Origin of the sequence: Sphingomonas sp. TREG-RG-20F-R18-01, from assembly GCF_022662475.1 — a bacterium.
Lineage (GTDB): Bacteria > Pseudomonadota > Alphaproteobacteria > Sphingomonadales > Sphingomonadaceae > Sphingomonas.
Map to the genome: position 1 here is coordinate 197,049 of NZ_JAKNQQ010000005.1, position 17,140 is coordinate 214,188.

At 68.3% G+C, this 17,140-nt stretch carries 16 protein-coding genes; 6 read left to right on the forward strand and 10 right to left on the reverse strand.

The genetic code is table 11. The annotated features are described in order from the left end of the window. Positions 1 to 122 precede the first annotated feature (122 nt). From folP to galE, 6 genes are all read right to left on the reverse strand, one after another. Positions 123 to 1,181 (reverse strand): dihydropteroate synthase, encoded by a 1,059-nt coding sequence (gene folP, locus L8K25_RS14955; RefSeq protein ID WP_242139781.1) that lies wholly within the window; start codon positions 1,179 to 1,181, stop codon positions 123 to 125. Positions 1,182 to 1,247: 66 nt separating this feature from the next. Next, entirely contained in the window at positions 1,248 to 2,378 is a 1,131-nt protein-coding gene (locus L8K25_RS14960) for a site-specific DNA-methyltransferase (RefSeq protein WP_277923188.1), read from the reverse strand. Between the two features lie 182 nt (positions 2,379 to 2,560). Beyond that, a complete protein-coding gene (locus tag L8K25_RS14965; RefSeq protein WP_242139782.1) occupies positions 2,561 to 3,157 on the reverse strand; it encodes a ribonuclease HII in 597 nt (198 codons plus the stop codon). Continuing rightward, the gene (thiD, locus tag L8K25_RS14970) at positions 3,150 to 4,319 is read right to left on the reverse strand and encodes a bifunctional hydroxymethylpyrimidine kinase/phosphomethylpyrimidine kinase (RefSeq protein ID WP_242139783.1); all 1,170 of its coding nucleotides are present in this window, start codon (positions 4,317 to 4,319) and stop codon (positions 3,150 to 3,152) included. The genes L8K25_RS14965 and thiD overlap by 8 nt, the downstream gene beginning before the upstream one ends. A 182-nt stretch (positions 4,320 to 4,501) precedes the next feature. Further along, positions 4,502 to 4,747: a DUF1272 domain-containing protein gene (locus L8K25_RS14975; RefSeq protein ID WP_242139784.1), complete on the reverse strand. Its 246-nt coding sequence runs from the start codon at positions 4,745 to 4,747 to the stop codon at positions 4,502 to 4,504. Between the two features lie 101 nt (positions 4,748 to 4,848). Continuing rightward, positions 4,849 to 5,844 carry a UDP-glucose 4-epimerase GalE gene (gene galE / locus L8K25_RS14980; protein ID WP_242139785.1) on the reverse strand — a complete coding sequence of 332 codons (996 nt, stop codon included), beginning with the start codon at positions 5,842 to 5,844 and terminating at the stop codon, positions 4,849 to 4,851. Between the two features lie 62 nt (positions 5,845 to 5,906). Between galE and msrA the strand changes: the two genes are divergently transcribed. Further along, entirely contained in the window at positions 5,907 to 6,449 is a 543-nt protein-coding gene (msrA, locus tag L8K25_RS14985) for a peptide-methionine (S)-S-oxide reductase MsrA (RefSeq protein ID WP_242139786.1), read from the forward strand. Positions 6,450 to 6,813: 364 nt separating this feature from the next. Here the strand turns inward: msrA and L8K25_RS14990 are convergent, their stop codons facing one another. Beyond that, on the reverse strand, positions 6,814 to 7,887 hold the full coding sequence (locus L8K25_RS14990) for an L-threonylcarbamoyladenylate synthase (protein ID WP_242139787.1): 1,074 nt from the start codon (positions 7,885 to 7,887) through the stop codon (positions 6,814 to 6,816). A 47-nt stretch (positions 7,888 to 7,934) separates the two neighbouring features. Here L8K25_RS14990 and L8K25_RS14995 point away from each other — a divergent pair, with 47 nt between their 5' ends. Together L8K25_RS14995 and L8K25_RS15000 are read left to right on the forward strand one after the other, a co-directional pair. Beyond that, complete coding sequence (locus L8K25_RS14995; protein WP_242139788.1) at positions 7,935 to 9,656, forward strand: acyl-CoA dehydrogenase; 1,722 nt, start codon at positions 7,935 to 7,937, stop codon at positions 9,654 to 9,656. Further along, on the forward strand, positions 9,653 to 10,489 hold the full coding sequence (locus L8K25_RS15000) for an arylamine N-acetyltransferase (protein WP_242139789.1): 837 nt from the start codon (positions 9,653 to 9,655) through the stop codon (positions 10,487 to 10,489). The genes L8K25_RS14995 and L8K25_RS15000 overlap by 4 nt, the downstream gene beginning before the upstream one ends. A gap of 161 nt (positions 10,490 to 10,650) precedes the next feature. Here the strand turns inward: L8K25_RS15000 and L8K25_RS15005 are convergent, their stop codons facing one another. Both L8K25_RS15005 and L8K25_RS15010 read right to left on the reverse strand, forming a co-directional pair. Then, complete coding sequence (locus L8K25_RS15005; RefSeq protein ID WP_242139790.1) at positions 10,651 to 11,007, reverse strand: GntR family transcriptional regulator; 357 nt, start codon at positions 11,005 to 11,007, stop codon at positions 10,651 to 10,653. A 39-nt stretch (positions 11,008 to 11,046) separates the two neighbouring features. After that, on the reverse strand, positions 11,047 to 11,625 hold the full coding sequence (locus L8K25_RS15010; RefSeq protein ID WP_242139791.1) for a nitroreductase: 579 nt from the start codon (positions 11,623 to 11,625) through the stop codon (positions 11,047 to 11,049). A gap of 116 nt (positions 11,626 to 11,741) precedes the next feature. Between L8K25_RS15010 and L8K25_RS15015 the strand changes: the two genes are divergently transcribed. Together L8K25_RS15015 and L8K25_RS15020 are read left to right on the forward strand one after the other, a co-directional pair. Next, positions 11,742 to 13,535 (forward strand): peptide MFS transporter, encoded by a 1,794-nt coding sequence (locus L8K25_RS15015; protein WP_242139792.1) that lies wholly within the window; start codon positions 11,742 to 11,744, stop codon positions 13,533 to 13,535. A 15-nt stretch (positions 13,536 to 13,550) separates the two neighbouring features. Beyond that, positions 13,551 to 14,246: an NnrU family protein gene (locus L8K25_RS15020; RefSeq protein ID WP_242139793.1), complete on the forward strand. Its 696-nt coding sequence runs from the start codon at positions 13,551 to 13,553 to the stop codon at positions 14,244 to 14,246. Positions 14,247 to 14,442: 196 nt separating this feature from the next. On the opposite strand, the gene L8K25_RS15025 is transcribed toward L8K25_RS15020, so the two are convergent. Next, positions 14,443 to 15,714: a cation:dicarboxylase symporter family transporter gene (locus L8K25_RS15025; protein ID WP_242139794.1), complete on the reverse strand. Its 1,272-nt coding sequence runs from the start codon at positions 15,712 to 15,714 to the stop codon at positions 14,443 to 14,445. Between the two features lie 78 nt (positions 15,715 to 15,792). On the opposite strand from L8K25_RS15025, the gene glmM reads away from it, so the two are divergent. Continuing rightward, entirely contained in the window at positions 15,793 to 17,133 is a 1,341-nt protein-coding gene (gene glmM, locus L8K25_RS15030; protein ID WP_242139795.1) for a phosphoglucosamine mutase, read from the forward strand. Positions 17,134 to 17,140: the final 7 nt, after the last annotated feature.

Consider the following 17,140-nt stretch of genomic DNA (forward strand, 5'->3'; position numbering starts at 1 on the left):
GAAGGCCGGGGCCCAGTCGAGATGGCCAAGGGTCTGAAGCGCAGGCCTCCGCTTTCTTCCGTTCCTCTCCTGGGCCCCGGCCTTCGCCGGGGAAGCAAACAGGGTCTCGTGCAGGGACCGCTTCAGCGCCCCACCAGCGCCTGGTCGCGCAGCCCGCGCCAGACGCGCACCGCCTGCACCGTCTCCGCCACGTCGTGGACGCGCAGCACCTGCACCCCCGCCTCGATCCCCTTGAGCGCGAGCGCCAGCGACCCGCCGAGCCGCGCATCGGCGGGAGCCTCGTTCGACAGCGCGCCGATCATCCGCTTGCGGCTCGCACCCAGCAGGATCGGGCAGCCGAGCCCATGGAAGAGCGTCAGCCCGTTGATCAGCGCGAGATTGTCCGACAGGCTCTTGCCGAAGCCGATGCCGGGATCGACGATGATCCGGTCGCGCGCGACACCGCCCGCGACGACCGCGTCGATCCGCGCGTCGAGCCAGTCGAACACGTCGGTCAGCACGTTGCCATACCCCGAACCGCCATGCCCGCCCGCCGCCGGATCGGGCGAATGCATCAGCACCACCGGACACTGCGCCCGTGCGACCACGTCGAGCGCGCGGTCATCCCACAGCAACGCGGCGACGTCGTTGACGATCGCCGCGCCCGCCGCGAGCGCGGCTTCCATCACGCCGGCCTTTCTCGTGTCGATGGAAACCAGGGTCCCGCTCCGCGCGAGCCGCTCGACGACGGGGACGACGCGCGCGAGCTCGTCGCCTTCCCAGACGACCGGTGCGCCGGGGCGCGTCGATTCGCCGCCGACGTCGATCAGCGCAGCGCCCGCCGCCGCCATCGCAACCCCCGCCGAGGCGGCGGCGGCGGGGTCGTCGGCATGCGTCCCGCCATCCGAGAAGCTGTCGGGCGTCACGTTGAGGATCGCGGCGACCGAGGGCTGGTCGAACCGCAGCGTGCGCGCGCCGAGCGTCAGCGCGGGGCGCGGCGCGGTAATGCGCGCGTGGAGCCGCGCGGCGCGATCGTCCTGCAGCAGCCTGTCGAGCGCGGTGACGGGCACGGTGCGACGCTCCCCCGCCTCGATCACTTCATAGGCCGCGAACCACAGCATCCCCCCCGCCAGCCGCGCGACCTCGCCGTCGCGACCGACGGGCGTGTCGACGAACTGAACCGGCCGGAGGTGGAGCGTCATGATGTTCTCCCGTCACTCATCCGTTCGTTTCTCGACTTCGCTCGAACCGAACGGACAGAGCGGCCCTCAGGGCTGGGTCGCGAGCAGATATTCCTGCCGCAGCGAATCGATCGGCTTGAGCCCCTCGCCCGTCTCGAAATGCCAATAGGTCCAGCCGTTGCACGACGGCGCGTTCTGCAGCGTCGCGCCGAGCTTGTGGATCGATCCGGTCGCGCCGCACAGGCTCTCGAGGCTGCCGTCGGCGCGGACCAGCGCACGGTGCTTGCGCTTGGCGTCGACGACGACGCGGCCCGGCGTCAGGAACCCGTTCTCGACCAGCACCCCGAACGCGACCTTGGGCGCGGCCTTGGGGCTCTGCATCGTCTTGAGCAGGCTCTCGTCGAGCGGCAGCGCGGCGGCGATCCGCTCCTCGGCGGCGGCGATGTAATCGGGCTCGCGCTCGATCCCGATCCACCGCCGGCCGAGCCGCTTGGCGACCGCACCGGTCGTGCCGGTACCGAAGAACGGGTCGAGCACCACGTCACCCGGCTTGGTGCACGCCAGCAGGATGCGGTACAGCAACGCCTCGGGCTTCTGCGTCGGATGGACCTTGATCCCGTCCTTTTTCAACCGCTCGGGTCCGCCGCACACCGGAAATTCCCAGTCGCTGCGCATCTGGAGCTCGTCGTTGAGCGTCTTCATGCTGCGATAATTGAAGGTGTAGCGCGCCTTCTCGCCCATCGACGCCCAGATCAGCGTCTCGTGCGCGTTGGTGAAGCGCGTGCCCTTGAAATTGGGCATCGGGTTCGACTTGCGCCAGACGATGTCGTTGAGGATCCAGTAGCCGAGATCCTGGATCGCGGCGCCGACCTTGAAGATGTTGTGATAGCTGCCGATCACCCAGATCGCGCCATTGTCCTTCAAAATCCGCTTGGCCTCCGCCAGCCACGCGCGCGTGAAGGCATCATAGGCGTCGAGGCTGTCGAACTTGTCCCAGGCGTCGGTCACCGCGTCGACATGGCTGCCGTCGGGCCGCGCGAGATCGCCGCCGAGCTGGAGGTTGTAGGGGGGGTCGGCGAAGATCATGTCGACCGACTTGGCCGGGAGCGCGCGCATCGCCGCGATGCAGTCCGAGCGCAGGATCTGGTCGAGCGGAAGCTCCGCCATCGGCGCGAGCGTGGCCGTGCCTCCGGCTTTGATCTTTTCCAAAACGCCCATCATTGCCGCCCCTGTTCGCTGTCGCGCGCATCCCTGCGAATCTGGGGACTCCCGTCAAGGGGCGATGCGTTAACCAGATTCGCGGGCGATTCGTTAGCCATGCGGAACATTTCCGGAAGCTCTCTAGATGTTGAGTCCGCATCGATCGGCGGACTCAAGCGATGGTGTGTGACGCAAAAGACTCAGAGCAGAAGATACGCATCCGCGACCGGCCGAAAACTTCTCCGGTGGAGCGGGGTCGGCCCATGTTCGCGCAAAGCCGCCAGATGCGCGGCGCAGCCATAGCCCTTGTTCGAGGCCCATCCGTAGTGCGGATGCGATTCGGCATGGGCGAGCATGATCGTGTCGCGGGTGTGCTTGGCGACGATCGACGCAGCCGCAATCGACGTGCTGATCGCGTCCCCCGAGACCAGCGGGGTGGCAGCGTGCGTCCAGCGTGGCAAACGGTTGCCGTCGACCAGCACATGACCCGGCGCGACGCCCAATGCCTCGACCGCGAGCGTCATCGCCTTCATCGTCGCCCAGTAGATGTTGAGCACGTCGATCTCGTCGGCCTCGACGATCCCGATCCCCACGGTCGCGCAGTCTTGCAGCCGGTCATGCAGTCGCAACCGCTCGGCGGCGGAGAGCTTCTTCGAATCGTTGATCCCGCGCGGTATGCCCTTGGCCGGCAGGATTACCGCGGCGGCGACGACCGGGCCGGCAAGCGGACCGCGGCCCGCTTCGTCCACCCCCGCAACGGGCGCGAGACAGAGCTTTTCGTGTTTGAGACTAGGCATCGGGCAACCGCCATGGCGGAAAGCGCCGGTTCTCGCCAGCATGGTAGAGGCAGACGGTATTGCCGGCGGGATCGCGCAGCCGCGCCTCGCGCCACAGCCACGGCCGGTCGGTCGGCGGCTGGTCGAACACCATGCCGTCCGCCTCCAGCCGGGCGACGGTGGCATCGAGATCGTCGCATTCGAGGAACACCGTCGGGCGAGCCCCCTGTTCGATCGACAGCGTCGCGCCACCCGGCGTCTCGAACCGCGCATAATGATCCGCGCGCTCGACGATCTGGCGCAGGCCGAGCGCGCGGTAGAAATCACGCGAGGCGGCAGGGTCGGTGCTGCCGAGCGTGATCTGGTTGAGCCGCCCGTCCGCGCCGAGATCGAGCCGGACCGATTGTTGCCCCATCGGGCCATGCCCCCCGCCCAGGCCCGGCGCGCCCCGCAACGCCAGCCGTACGAACGTCCGGGCCCCCGCCACCGCAGCCGACAGGCCACGCCCCTGCGCCAGCAACGTCGCGATCGCGGAGGCCAGCGTGCAGCCGGTGCCATGCGCGCTGGTGGTATCGATCCGCGGGGCGGACCAGCGTGCGATTTCGCCTTCGGGGCCGACCAGCCGGTCGATCACGTCCGGGCCTTCGCCGTGCCCCCCCTTGGCGAGCAGCGTCGTCCCGAACGTCCGGGCCAACGCTTCCGCCCCGCCCCCGGCCGAACCGCCCCCGGCCGAACCCCCCGGTGCCGCCGCCAGCAACACCGCCAGTTCGGGGAGATTGGGCGTGGTCAGCGTCGCGATCCGCATGAGCCGGGCGAACGCCGCGATCGTCGCCGGGTCGGCGAGCATCGCGCCGCTGGTCGCGACCATGACCGGATCGAACACGATCGGCACGTCGAGCGCCGCGAGCCGGTCGGCGACGGCGTGCGCGGTCTCGGCCGAGCCGATCATCCCGATCTTGACCGCATCGGCGCCGATGTCGGACAGGCACGCCTCGATCTGGGCGACCACCATCGCGGTCGGCACCGGCATCATCGACTGGACGCCGCGCGTATTCTGCGCGGTGATCGCGGTGATCGCGGTCATCGCATGGCCGCCGAGCATCGTGACGGTCTTGATATCCGCCTGGATGCCCGCGCCGCCGCCCGAATCCGACCCCGCGATGACAAGGATGCGCGGCGTCATGCGCGGAAGGTTAGGGGAAAGTCAGGCGAAACCGCCCGCAAAAACCGCGCCGCCGGGGTTCGTCGAAGACAATTCGGCCGGGCGCGGAAAGGTTCGGGGATGCGTTGCATGGTCTGGTCAGTCTGGCACGAAACCGGGGGTGTAGGACAGTCCCGCGCCACCGGCGACGGACCGCCGCCGCATTAGCCCCGCCCGCGTGGGGCGGCCGCGCGATGATAGCGCACCGTGCCCGCCGGATGCCGCGCGAGCGCTTCGTCGACGCGCGCGGGGCGATCCATCAGTTCGCCGCCACAATTGGGGCAACGGTCGTCGAGCGCCTCGGCGCAGGGCGCGCAGAAGGTACATTCGAACGAACAGATGAACGCGCCGGCCTCGTCGGCGGGAAGATCGGTGCCGCAGCGTTCGCAGTCGGGGCGCATTTCAAGCATGGCGCGGTGTACCGTCGTCGATCGGCCGTGTCATCCCCGATGCCGGGGGCGCCGGACCGCGCCCCTCCCCTGTGCGGCGCCGAAGCCACAGCGGGGCGGCGCTACTCGCGTTCGCTCAGCTTGCGCTCCCATGCGAGCGCATCGCGGACGATCAGGTCCAGGTCCGCGCGCTGCGGCGTCCAGTCGAGCGTCGCGAGGATCGCGCGATTGTCCGCGACGAGTTCCCCGGCATCGCCCGCGCGCCGGCCCTCGACCACGCGCTCGAGCTTGCGGTTGGTCACCCGGTCGACCGCGTCGAGCACCTCGAGCACCGAGAACCCCTTGCCATAGCCCGCGTTGAGCGTGTGGCTGCGGGTCGGCTCGGCCACCAGCACGTCGAGGGCCGCGACATGCGCCGCCGCGAGATCGCTGACATGGATGTAGTCGCGCACCCCGGTGCCATCGGGCGTGGCGTAATCGGTGCCATAGACCCCGACCGTCGCGCGCTTGCCGAGCGCCGCCTCGACCGCGATCTTGATGAGATGCGTCGCGCCGACGGTCGACTGCCCGCTCCGCCCGGCCGGATCCGCGCCCGCCACGTTGAAATAGCGCAGCGCCGCATAGTTCATCGGATGCGCGGCCGCGACATCGCGCAGCATCGCCTCGGTCATCAGCTTGGACGTGCCGTACGGGTTGATCGGCACGGTCGGGTCACCCTCGGCGACCGGCACGCGCTCGGGCGTGCCATAGGTCGCGGCGGTCGACGAGAAGATGAAGTGCTTCACGCCGGACACGACCGCACTCTCGATCAGCGCGCGGCTCGCGACCGTGTTGTTGCGGTAATATTTGAGCGGATTGCTGACCGATTCGGGGACGATGATCGAGCCTGCGAAATGCATCACCGCGCGGACGCCATGGTGCCGCATCGTCGCGCGGACCAGTGCATCGTCCTCGATCTCGCCGGTCACCAGCGTCGCGCGCGGGTCGACCAGCCAGTCGAACCCGGTCGTCAGATTGTCGTACACGACGACGCTATGCCCGGCATCGAGCAACGCGAGCACCGCGTGGCTTCCGATATAGCCTGCGCCACCTGTAACGAGCACCGAACCGTCGAGCATAGCCGTCCCCTTTTGTCGTCCTGCGCCGTACCTATCTTAGAGCCCTAAACAAGGAGCGTATCATGGCAAGCGAAGTCGCAACGCTGGCAGGCGGATGTTTCTGGTGCACCGAAGCGGTGTTCAAGGACGTCATCGGAGTCGAAAGCGTCGAGAGCGGGTATATCGGCGGCAGCGTCCCCAACCCGACCTACAAGCAGGTCTGCGGTGGCGACACCGGCCACGCCGAGGCGATCCGCGTCACCTTCGACAGCGACCAGGTGCGCTATGGCGACATCCTCGACATGTTCTTCGCCACGCACGACCCGACGACGCTCAACCGCCAGGGCAACGACGTCGGCACGCAATATCGCTCGGCGATCTTCCCGCATTCGGACGAGCAGGCGGAAGAAGCGCGTGCGGCGATGCAGCGAGCGGCAAAAGACTGGCCCGCGCCGATCGTGACGACGATCGAACCGCTGACGGAGTGGTATGAAGCGGAGGACTATCACCAGGATTATTGGGACAGCGAAGGGCAGCGCAATCCGTATTGCATGGCGGTGATCCCGCCCAAGCTGGCGAAGCTCCGCAAGAGCTTTGCCGAGCGGTCGAAGACGGTCTCGGCGTAACGCTGGGTGCGGGCGGGGGCTGACGGTTCCCGTCCGTCTCCACGTCGCTTCCCCGGCGAAGGCGAGTCCCCTGCGAAACCACAGCTGTTCTCCCGCGAAGGCGGGAGTCCAGGAGTCGCGAAAACTGTAAGCTGTTGTTTTGCTCGCCCTGGATTCCCGCTTTCGCGGGAAAACAGCAAAGGACCGGTCGGCAGACCAACTTTTGCCGAGGTTTCGCGAAGGCCGGGGCCCAAGAGCGAGCCGGCTGGAAGCGAGCCCCGACCCCAGCTTGCAGATCGCCCTCTGCTGGGCCCCGGCCTTCGCCGGGGAGGCGCGGCGGGGTGTCGTCTGGCGCTTTTCGAAACTGGCCTGCGACCGGCGCTGGCTAGTCCCTATGCGCCGCGCGACGCAGGCGATCGTTGATCGCCGTGCCGATCCCGTCCAGCGGGATCGCAGCGATCGCGATCCGCGCACGGGCAGAACCATCGGCAAGGTGCAACGCATCGAACAGATTCGCAGCCGCCTCGGTCAAATCGCCGCGCGCCGATAGCGACGTGTCGCCGCCAATCGCGCCGAACCCGATGAGATATTCGTCAGCCTCCGCCTCGGTCGCGTTCAAGCGGAGCGGCTTGGTGGGCGCGTAATGACTGGCGAGCTGGCCCGGTGCGGTGATGATTGCCGCCTCGCGTTCTTTTCCTTGCTTCCCCGGCGAAGGCCGGGGCCCAGTAGCGAGAAGCGCGGAAGAGAGCGCAGCACTCGCTTGCAGATCGCCCTCTCCTGGGCCCCGGCCTTCGCCGGGGAAGCGCAGAGGGGGTATGGCGGAATCCCCCCTGAACCGCGCGAGATCCTCCGCCGTGATCGGCCCCGGTCGCAACACCTCCAGCCCCGCCACGATCGTCGACTCCACCCCCGCCGCGGTCGCGCCGTCATCCACCACCAGCGCGATCCGCCCGCCGAGCGACGCCACGACATGCGCCGCGCGTGTCGGGCTGATCGCCCCGCTCGCATTGGCCGACGGCGCGGCGAGCGGCACCCCCGCCGCCGCGATCAGCGCGCGCATCGCGCGGTGCGCGGGTACCCGGATCGCGATCGTATCCAGCCCCGCCGTCACCAGCGACGCGATCCCCGCGTCGACGCGCACCGGCAGGACCAGCGTCAACGGCCCCGGCCAGAACGCCTCGGCCAGCGCGCGCGCGGTCGCGTCGAACCGCGCGATCCGCTCCGCCGCCGCCAGATCGAGCACGTGGACGATCAGCGGATTGAAGCTCGGCCGTCCCTTGGCCGCGTAGATTCGCGCGACCGCCGCCGAATCGGTCGCGTCGGCGGCGAGCCCGTAGACCGTCTCGCTCGGGATCGCGACCGGCTGCCCGCTGCGAATCAGCGCGGCGGCCTCGGCGATCGCTGCGGCGCCGTAGGGTAAGGTGCGCGTCGGCATCGGCGGGTTTGGCGCAGTCATCATGCGGCGCTATAGCCCGGCCGACCCCGTGCGATAAGAGGATGTAACCCGTGTTCACTCCAGCCACCGCCGACCAGCGCTTCGTACTCGACCATATCGTCGGGATTGCCGATCTCGCCGCGACCGACCGCTTCGCCGCCGCCAGCGACGACGTCGTCGATGCGGTGCTCGACGGCGTCGGGCAATTGGCGGTCGGCGAATGGGCGCCATTGCTCCGCACCGGCGACACGGTCGGCGCGAAATGGACTCCCGAGGGCGTCGTCATGCCCGCCGGCTTCATCAAGGCGTATCACGATTACGTCGAGGGCGGCTGGGGCACGATCGGCGTGCCTGAGGAATTCGGCGGACAGGGGCTGCCCTTCGCGATCCAGACCGCGGTGCTCGATACGCTGGGGGCGGCGAACATGGGCTTCGCGCTCGCCCCCACGCTGACGGTCGGCGCGATCGAGGCGCTCGCGCATCACGGCAGCCCTGAGCAGCAGGCGTTGTACCTCCCGCATCTCGCGACCGGCGAGTGGACCGGCACGATGAACCTGACCGAACCGCAGGCCGGATCGGACGTCGGCGCTTTGCGCACCACCGCAACCCCGCGCGGCGACGGCACGTTCCTGATCAAGGGCACCAAGATCTACATCTCGTTCGGCGACCACGACATGGCGCCCAACATCGTCCACCTCGTCCTCGCGCGCACCCCCGGCGCGCCCGCCGGAACCAAGGGGATCTCGCTGTTCCTCGTCCCCAAATTCCGCCTCGATGCGGACGGAAAGCCGGACGAATTCAACGACGTCCGCGTCGTGTCGATCGAGCACAAGATGGGCCTCCACGCCTCCCCGACCTGCGTCCTGAGCTTCGGCGACCAGGACGATTGCGTCGGCGAGCTGATCGGCGCGGAATTCGGCGGCATCCGCGCGATGTTCACGATGATGAACAACGCGCGCCTCAACGTCGGCCTCCAGGGCGTCCAGGTTGCCGAGGCGGCGACGCAGGCGGCGGTCGGCTACGCGCTCGACCGCGTCCAGTCGGCGCGTGCCGGTTCGGGCGATGCCACGCCCGTCCGCATCGTCGAGCATCCCGACGTCCGCCGCATGCTGCTCCGCATGAAGGCGCAAACGCAGGCGGCGCGTGCGCTCGTCTATTACGCCGCGTCGCAGGTCGACCGCGCGACGCTCGGCGAAGCGGGCGGGCAGGAGCGGCTCGATATCCTGACACCGCTGGCGAAGGCGCATGGCACCGATCTCGGCAACGAAGTCGCGAGCCTCGGCATCCAGATCCACGGCGGGATGGGCTATGTCGAGGAAACCGGCGCGGCGCAGTTCTTCCGCGACGCGCGCATCACCCCGATCTACGAGGGCACCAACGGGATCCAGGCCGCCGATCTGGTCGGGCGCAAGCTCGCGATGGACAATGGCGGCGTCTTCGCGCGCCTGATCGCGGACATGCGCGCCGAGGCGCAGGACGCCGGGCTTAACACGCTGATCGACGCGTGCGACGACGTCGGGCGACGCCTGGCCACGCTCGACGCGGACGACAAGCTCGCGGCGAGCTACCCGTTCCTGACGATGCTGTCGGTCGCGGTATGCGGCTGGCTGATGGAGCGGCAGGGCCGGATCGCGGCGGACGCCGAGGGCGACCGCGACTTCCTCGCCATGAAGGTCGCCGCCGCGCGCTTCTATGTCGCGCAGATCGTCCCCGAGGCGATGGGGCTCAAGGCCGCGGCGATGGCGGATGCGAGCGTGCTCTATTCGATCGCGCCAGAGGCGTTTGCCGCATGAGCGACGCGGCCTTCGACCTCGACGCCTATTTCGCCCGCGTCCACCTCCCCGCGCGGCCTTCGGTCGATCACCTCGGGCTGGGCGTGCTGCAACGCGCGCACCGGCTGGCGATTCCGTTCGAGAATCTCGACGTGCTGCTCGGTCGCGGGATCGCGATCGACAGCGCGAGCGTGTTCGCCAAGCTCGTCACCGCGGGGCGCGGCGGCTATTGTTTCGAGCATAACCGGCTGTTCCTCGATGCGCTGCTCGCGCTCGGGTTCGACGCGCGCCCCCTGCTGGCGCGGGTCTGGATTGCCGCCACCGACGTGCCGCCGCTGACGCATACGTTCAGCCTGGTGACGATCGGCGAGGAACAGTGGATCGCCGATACGGGGTTCGGGGGCAGCTACACCCCGCCGATGCCGCTGATCGACGGCGCACAGGCGACCGCCCCCGATGGCGCGCTGTTCCGGCTCGACCGGGCGGGCGAGCATGGCTGGATGCTGCTGCGCGACGGCGATCTCGCGACCACCGACGGGCGCGGGTCGGGGACCGGGTTCCAGCCGCAGTACAGCTTCGAAACACGGTCGGTGTTCGCCGCCGATCTCGCGCTCAGCAACCATTGGACCTCGACCGCGCCGGTCAGCCGGTTCCTTCACACGGGAGTCGTCAGCATCGTGCTGCCCAACGGCTTCGCCTCGCTGACCGATACGACATACAAGCGGCGCGCCGGCAGCGACGAGACGCGCGCGGAGATCACCGATCCGCGCGTCTACCGGCTGCGGCTGAGCATGATGTTCGGAATTACGCTGTCGGCGGAAGAGGTCGCCGCGCTCGGGGTGGTTGCGGGATAGCGGATCGGGGAGTTTCGGGCTCCCTCCTTTACTACTTCCCCGGCGAAGGCCGGGGGCCAGTCGAGGTGGCGGCGGTAACTCCGCGCATCCGCCAGCAATCTATCGTTTCTCGACTGGGCCCCGGTCTTCGCCGGGGAAGCGTACATTGCGTGAGACGGCGTTTACGCCTTCTCGCGCTCCAGCAGGTCCGCAACATCCAGCCCGAGCAAGTCGATGTGCGCCGCGATCCGCGGCCAGCTGGTCTCGAGGAAATGCGTGCGTTCGGCCGCGCGCAGTTTCTCCGCCGCGCCCGGCAGCACGAACATGCCGACGCCGCGCCGGACCTCGACATAGCCGTCGTCCTGGAAGCTCTGATAGGCCTTGGCGACGGTCAGCGGATTGGCGCCATGTTCGGCGGCGAGCGCCCGCACGGACGGCAGCTGATCCCCGGCACGGAACTGGCCGCGCAGGATCGCCGCCGAGATCGTCCCGCGCAGCTTGATGTACACGGGCGAGTCTTCGCTGTTCAAGGCTGTCATGCTGATATAATACAGCGCATTGCTATTCTGTCCAGTCTTTTAATGTGTCCAGTTTGTAACAATGTTTGCCAAATCGGGACGCGGACGCTCGTCTAATTGCCTCGACGGCGTTCCCAGGAACATGAACCCGGCGATCCGTTCAGGATCCGATCCGAACGCATCGCGCACCGCGGCCGAGTAGCTCGGCCATCCGGTCAGCCACCCGCCCGCATAGCCCAGCGCATGCGCGGCGTGCAGCAGGTTCATGCAGGCCGCCCCCGCCGAAAGTTCCTGCTCCCACAGCGGAATATGGCTCTCGGTGCGGGGGGCGGACAGCACCACCACCAGCGTGGGAGCCTGTTCGGCGAATTGCACCAGCGCCGCGATCTCGGTCGCCCCCGCCTGCGGGCGTTCCGCGCGATAGGCGGTGGTGATCACGTCGGCGAGCGCGGCACGTTGCCCGGGTGCGACGACGACGAAGCGCCAGGGGGCCAGTTTCCCGTGATCGGGGGTGCGCGCCGCGATCGTCAGGATCGTCTCGAGTTCGGCGGCGTCGGGCCCGGGCGCGACGAGGTCGCGCGGCTTGCCCGAGCGGCGCGTGGCCAGGAGCGAGAGCGGGGTTGTGCGGTCATTGAACATGGATCGCCCTTTAGCGGGACACGGCGGATATTTACACACCCGCGATTGGCGTTAGTCTTGCCCGCAACCCATAGCGCCGCATTCGCCGGCGCCACGACATTTTCAGGAGTTAGTACATGGTGGACACCCCGACCGCGGATACCCCGCGCGAGCCGGATATCACGCATGTCAATCCGGCGGCGGGCGAGACGTGGTTCGGCCACCCGCGCCAGCTCGCGCGGCTGTTCACCACCGAGATGTGGGAGCGCTTCGGCTATTACGGCATGCGCGCGCTGCTCACGCTGTATCTCACCAAGCATTTCGTGTTCGGCGATCGCGCGGCGACGGGCCTCTACGGCGGGTTCACAGCACTCGTGTATCTGACCCCGCTGGTCGGCGGGTATCTGGCGGACCAGTATCTTGGCTCCAAGCGCTCGGTGAAGTTCGGCGCGATCATGATGGCGGTCGGCTATTTCACGCTCTGCTTCGGCGGGCAGACCGCGGTGCCGTTCGCGACGATCGACGGGCAGCGCTACACCGTCACGGTCGAGACCAAGGCCGGAGCCGAACAGCGCTTCATCACCGATCAGGGCAAGCGCCTGCAGGTGAAGGGCAATGACGACGGCACCGTCTCGCTGCTCGCCCCCGATGGCACCACCGCCCGGACGATCGCCAAGGACGGCTTCAAGTCGGATGCCGAGCGCAGCCCGCTGTTCGTCACGATCATGCTGATCGCGCTCAGCCTCGTCTCGGTCGGCAACGGCTTCTTCAAGCCCAACATCTCGACCATGGTCGGCGAACTCTACGCGAAGGACGACCGACGCCGCGATTCCGGCTTCACGATCTTCTACATGGGGATCAACCTCGGGTCGCTCGGGTCGCAGATCCTGTGCCCGATCCTCGCCGAGACGATCGGCTGGTGGGCAGGCTTCGGCCTCGCCGCGATCGGCATGCTGATCTCGTTCACGCTGATCCAATTCGATGGCGGCAAGCTCAACGGCTATGGCGAACCTCCGGTCCGCAGCGGGCCGGACCGGACGATCCCGATCTTCCTCGGTGCGCTGGTCGCGGTGCCGGTGCTGTACTTCCTGTTCGTCAACCTGATGAACTCGGTGCCGCCGGTGCCGGGGTCGGGCTTCGTCGGCTATCTCGCGTCGCTGTCGCTGATGGGCAAGCTGCTGTTCGGCACGTTCCTCGTCGCGATCCCGGGCATCCTGATCTGGTCGTTCGTGATCGGTGACAAGCGCGAGTTCCAGATGATGCTCGCGGCCATGGTGCTGATCGTCTTCAACGTCGTGTTCTGGACGCTGTTCGAACAGGCGGGCTCGTCGCTGACGCTGTTCGCGGATCGCAACACCGACCTGCGGCTGTTCGGCGATTTCGCGATCTCCGCGCCGCAGACGCAGTTCTTCAACGCCTTCTTCATCGTGACGCTCGCGCCGATCATGAGCATTTTGTGGACTGGCCTCGCCAAGCGCGGGCTGGAGCCGTCGATCCCGGTCAAGTTCGGGATCGCGCTGATCGGCGTGGGGGCGGGCTTCCTGTTCCTGGTGCTCGGCGCGGGCTTTGCCGGGCCGGGGTTCCAGGTCGGGATCTGGTGGCTTGCGGGGCTGTACCTGATCCACTCGCTCGCGGAATTGTGCATCTCGCCGGTCGGGCTGTCGATGATCACCAAGCTGTCGATCGCGCGGATCGTCGGGCTGATGATGGGCGTGTGGTTCCTGTCGATCAGCTGCGCGCAATATGTCGCCGGGATAGTCGCGCAGTTCGCCAGCGTCGACACGGTTGGCGGGCAGGTCACCAACCTCAAGGTCAGCCTCGACACCTATACGGGCACCTTCACCACGATCGCCGAGGTCGCGATTGTGCTAGGGGTGATCCTGCTGGTCCTGTCGTGGCCGCTCAAGAAGTGGATGCACGGGGTCAAATAAGCGGGGGATGACGGGATGGACGGCACGTACATGGTTCTCGCGAGCGCGGCGGCGTTCGTCGGCTCGCACTTCCTGCTGTCGCATCCGCTGCGCGCGCCGATCGTGCGCGCGGTCGGCGCGAACGGGTTCCTCGGAATCTATTCGCTCGTTGCCTTCGCGACGCTCGGCTGGCTCGCGCACAGCTATCAGACCGCTCCCGCCACCGCCCCCCTCTGGGCGGTGGGCGAAGGAATCTGGGGCCCGGTCACGCTCGTCATGCTGGTCGCGAGCATCCTGCTGATGGGGTCGCTGCTCGGGAATCCCGCGCTCCCCGGCAACCCCGCCACTGCCGCACCCACGTCCGCGCGCGGCGTGTTCGCGGTCACGCGGCATCCGATGCTGTGGGCGTTCGCCTTGTGGGGGCTTTGCCACATCGCGGTCTATCCGATCGCTGCGAACATCATCGTCGCGGTCGCGATCATCGTGCTGTCGCTGGTCGGGGCGGCGCTGCAGGACCGCAAGAAGGAATCGCTCCAGCCCGCGCTGTGGCGCGACTGGGAACGCAAGACGAGCTACTGGCCGTTCGTCGCGATCGCGCAGCGGCGGGCGCGGTTCGGCGGCTTTCGCCCGCACGACATCGCGGGTGGCGTGGTGATCTGGCTGGTGGCGACCTGGGCGCATCTGCCGCTCGCGGGGATCGCGGCGGGGGTGTGGCACTGGGTGTATCGCTAAAGTCCGTCTGAACGGTCACCTTCGGCCCGTTGGCCCGGACGGGGCGATCGGAAACGCGACTACTCCCCAGCCGTTCACCCTGAGCGCAGTCGAAGGGCCCTTGCAAACCGAGCCGAGGCCCATGGCGCGAGCGAGGCTTCGACTTCGCTCAGCCCGAACGGGGGGAATGGACCTCAGCAAAATGGTCCCTGGCCGCTTAACCCGCCCCCTCGTGCAGCAGCGCATCCGCGCTGTCTGTCGCGACCGGGACGCTGCGCGCGGAGACGGTGAGCGTCACCGCCAGATCCATGACGACATTCCCCATCGTGCGGAAGATGTCCGGGATCGTCTCGACCGCGACCAGCAACCCGAGCGGCGCGACCGGCACCCCCAGGGTCACCGCGATCGGCGAGATCGCCCCGATGAAGCTGATCTGCCCGGGCAGGCTGACCGACCCGAGTGAGGTCAGCACGGCGACCGCGGTTCCCGCGGCCAGCGTCGCGAAGCTCATCGGCACGTTGAACCAGGTGGCGACGTAGATCGCGACCGCCAGGTTCATGGCCGGCCCGGTCGCGCGGAGCATCGCCACCGCGATCGGCAGGACCACGCCCGAGGTCGCGACGGGCACGCCCATCTCCTCCGAACTGCGCAGCATCGCCGGCAGACTGGCAAGCGAGGACTGCGTGCTCATCGCCACCGCCAGCACCGGCGCCGCCCCCCGGGCAAAGCGCACGAGCGCGATTCGTCCGCCTAGCACCGCGAGCGGGAAGGCGAACAGCGAGACGATCACGCCGACGCTCGACACCGTCACGATGTAATGCAGCAGCGCGCCGACCGCGGCGGTCCCGGTCTTGGCCGCCACCGTCACCGCGAGCGCGAACACGCCGATCGGCGCGATCCAGATGATCCAGCCGATCACCACCAGCATCGTGTCGCGGATCGCCGCGAAGAAGCCGGTCAGCAGCGCGCGCTGTTCCGGCGCGATCCGCGCGAGCGCGAAGGCGAACACCAGCGCGAACAGGATCAGCGACAGGAACCCGCCGTTCGCCGCCGCCGCGACGACGTTGCTCGGCACCATGCCGGCGAGGAATTCCCCGATCGGCGGGACCGGCCCGGCGGGGGCCGCCCCGGCCAGCGCGGCGCGCAGCGCGGTCCCGGATGCGGCGGGCATCGGGACGAGATGGAGAAACAGCGGGGTCAGGATCGCCGCCATCACCGCGCTGAACACCATCACCGCGAGGATGATACCGATCGACCGCGCCGCGACCGCGCCGCTGCGCGCCGCCTCGGCCGTGGCGGCGATCCCGGTGACGAGCAGCGAGAATACCAGCGGCAGCACGGTCATCTGCAAGGCGTTCAGCCATGCGGTCCCGATCGGCCCGGCGATCTCGACCGTCACCGGCACCGCCCCCGGGGCCCAGCCCGCCAGCGCAATGCCGACGGCAAGCCCCGCGACAAGCGACAACAGGATACGGCTGGATTGCGACATGCAGGCCCTTTTGCAGATGCGCGGCACGATTTGCCCGCTTATGGATTGAACGCACATAACCGAACGGATGCGCGCGTAATGGCAAGAAAATATTTCGGTACCGACGGAATTCGCGGCCTCACCAATACCGCGCCGATGACGGCGGCGATGGCGATGCAGGTCGGCATGGCCGCCGGCGCGCACTTCCGGCGCGGTGATCATCGCCACCGCGTGGTGATCGGCAAGGACACCCGCCTGTCGGGCTATATGCTGGAATCCGCGATGGTTGCGGGCTTTACCAGCGTCGGCATGGACGTGGTGCTGCTCGGCCCGATGCCGACGCCCGCGGTCGCCATGCTGACCCAGTCGATGCGCGCCGACCTCGGCGTGATGATCTCGGCCAGCCACAATCCGTATTTCGACAATGGCATCAAATTGTTCGGTCCTGACGGCTACAAGCTGTCCGACGACGACGAGACCGCGATCGAGACGCTGATCGACGGCGAGATCGACCTCAGCCCCGCGACCGAGATCGGCCGCGCGCGACGGGTCGACGATGCGCAGGGGCGCTACATCCATTTCGCCAAGTCGACCTTCCCCGAGAACCTGCGGCTCGACGGGATGAAGATCGTCGTCGATTGCGCGAACGGCGCGGCGTACCGGGTCGCGCCGACCGCGCTGTGGGAGCTCGGCGCCGACGTCGTGTCGATCGGCGTGACGCCGAACGGCAAGAACATCAACGACGGCGTCGGCTCGACCGCGCCGCAGACGCTGTGCGAGACGGTCGTGGCGACCGGCGCGCAGCTCGGCATTGCGCTCGATGGCGATGCCGACCGGCTGATCGTGGTGGATGAAAAGGGCCATGTCGTCGACGGCGACCAGCTGATGGCGACGATCGCGAGCGGCTGGGCGCGCGCCGGGCGGCTCAAGAACGGCGGTCTGGTGGCGACGGTGATGTCGAACCTCGGGCTGGAACGTCATCTCGCGACGCAGGGCATCGGGCTGGTCCGTACCAAGGTCGGCGACCGCCACGTGCTCGAGGCGATGCGCGCGCAGGGGTATAACGTCGGCGGCGAACAGTCCGGGCACATCATCCTGTCGGACTATGCGACGACGGGCGACGGGCTGGTCGCCGCGCTGCAGATCCTCGCCGAACTCGCCCGCGCGGGCGTACCGGCAAGCGAACTGCTCCACCGGTTCGAGCCCCTGCCGCAGCTTCTGAAGAACGTCCGGTTCGCCGGCGGCAAGCCGCTCGACGCGGAGTCGGTCAAGGCGGTGATCGCCGAGGCCGAGACCGAGCTGAAGGGCAAGGGGCGGCTGGTGATCCGTCCCTCGGGGACCGAGCCGGTCATCCGCGTGATGGCCGAAGGCGACGACCTGGCGCAGGTCGAGGCGGTCGTCGACCGGATCTGCGACGCGGTGCGCGCCGCCGCGGCATAGTCGCGCC

Coding starts and splice junctions, on each gene's coding strand:
- folP (WP_242139781.1), bottom strand. CDS start 1,181: ATGACGCTCCACCTCCGGCCGGTTCAGTTCGTCGACACGCCCGTCGGT.
- L8K25_RS14960 (WP_277923188.1), bottom strand. CDS start 2,378: ATGGGCGTTTTGGAAAAGATCAAAGCCGGAGGCACGGCCACGCTCGCG.
- L8K25_RS14965 (WP_242139782.1), bottom strand. CDS start 3,157: ATGCCTAGTCTCAAACACGAAAAGCTCTGTCTCGCGCCCGTTGCGGGG.
- thiD (WP_242139783.1), bottom strand. CDS start 4,319: ATGACGCCGCGCATCCTTGTCATCGCGGGGTCGGATTCGGGCGGCGGC.
- L8K25_RS14975 (WP_242139784.1), bottom strand. CDS start 4,747: ATGCTTGAAATGCGCCCCGACTGCGAACGCTGCGGCACCGATCTTCCC.
- galE (WP_242139785.1), bottom strand. CDS start 5,844: ATGCTCGACGGTTCGGTGCTCGTTACAGGTGGCGCAGGCTATATCGGA.
- msrA (WP_242139786.1), top strand. CDS start 5,907: ATGGCAAGCGAAGTCGCAACGCTGGCAGGCGGATGTTTCTGGTGCACC.
- L8K25_RS14990 (WP_242139787.1), bottom strand. CDS start 7,887: ATGATGACTGCGCCAAACCCGCCGATGCCGACGCGCACCTTACCCTAC.
- L8K25_RS15000 (WP_242139789.1), top strand. CDS start 9,653: ATGAGCGACGCGGCCTTCGACCTCGACGCCTATTTCGCCCGCGTCCAC.
- L8K25_RS15005 (WP_242139790.1), bottom strand. CDS start 11,007: ATGACAGCCTTGAACAGCGAAGACTCGCCCGTGTACATCAAGCTGCGC.
- L8K25_RS15010 (WP_242139791.1), bottom strand. CDS start 11,625: ATGTTCAATGACCGCACAACCCCGCTCTCGCTCCTGGCCACGCGCCGC.
- L8K25_RS15015 (WP_242139792.1), top strand. CDS start 11,742: ATGGTGGACACCCCGACCGCGGATACCCCGCGCGAGCCGGATATCACG.
- L8K25_RS15020 (WP_242139793.1), top strand. CDS start 13,551: ATGGACGGCACGTACATGGTTCTCGCGAGCGCGGCGGCGTTCGTCGGC.
- L8K25_RS15025 (WP_242139794.1), bottom strand. CDS start 15,714: ATGTCGCAATCCAGCCGTATCCTGTTGTCGCTTGTCGCGGGGCTTGCC.
- glmM (WP_242139795.1), top strand. CDS start 15,793: ATGGCAAGAAAATATTTCGGTACCGACGGAATTCGCGGCCTCACCAAT.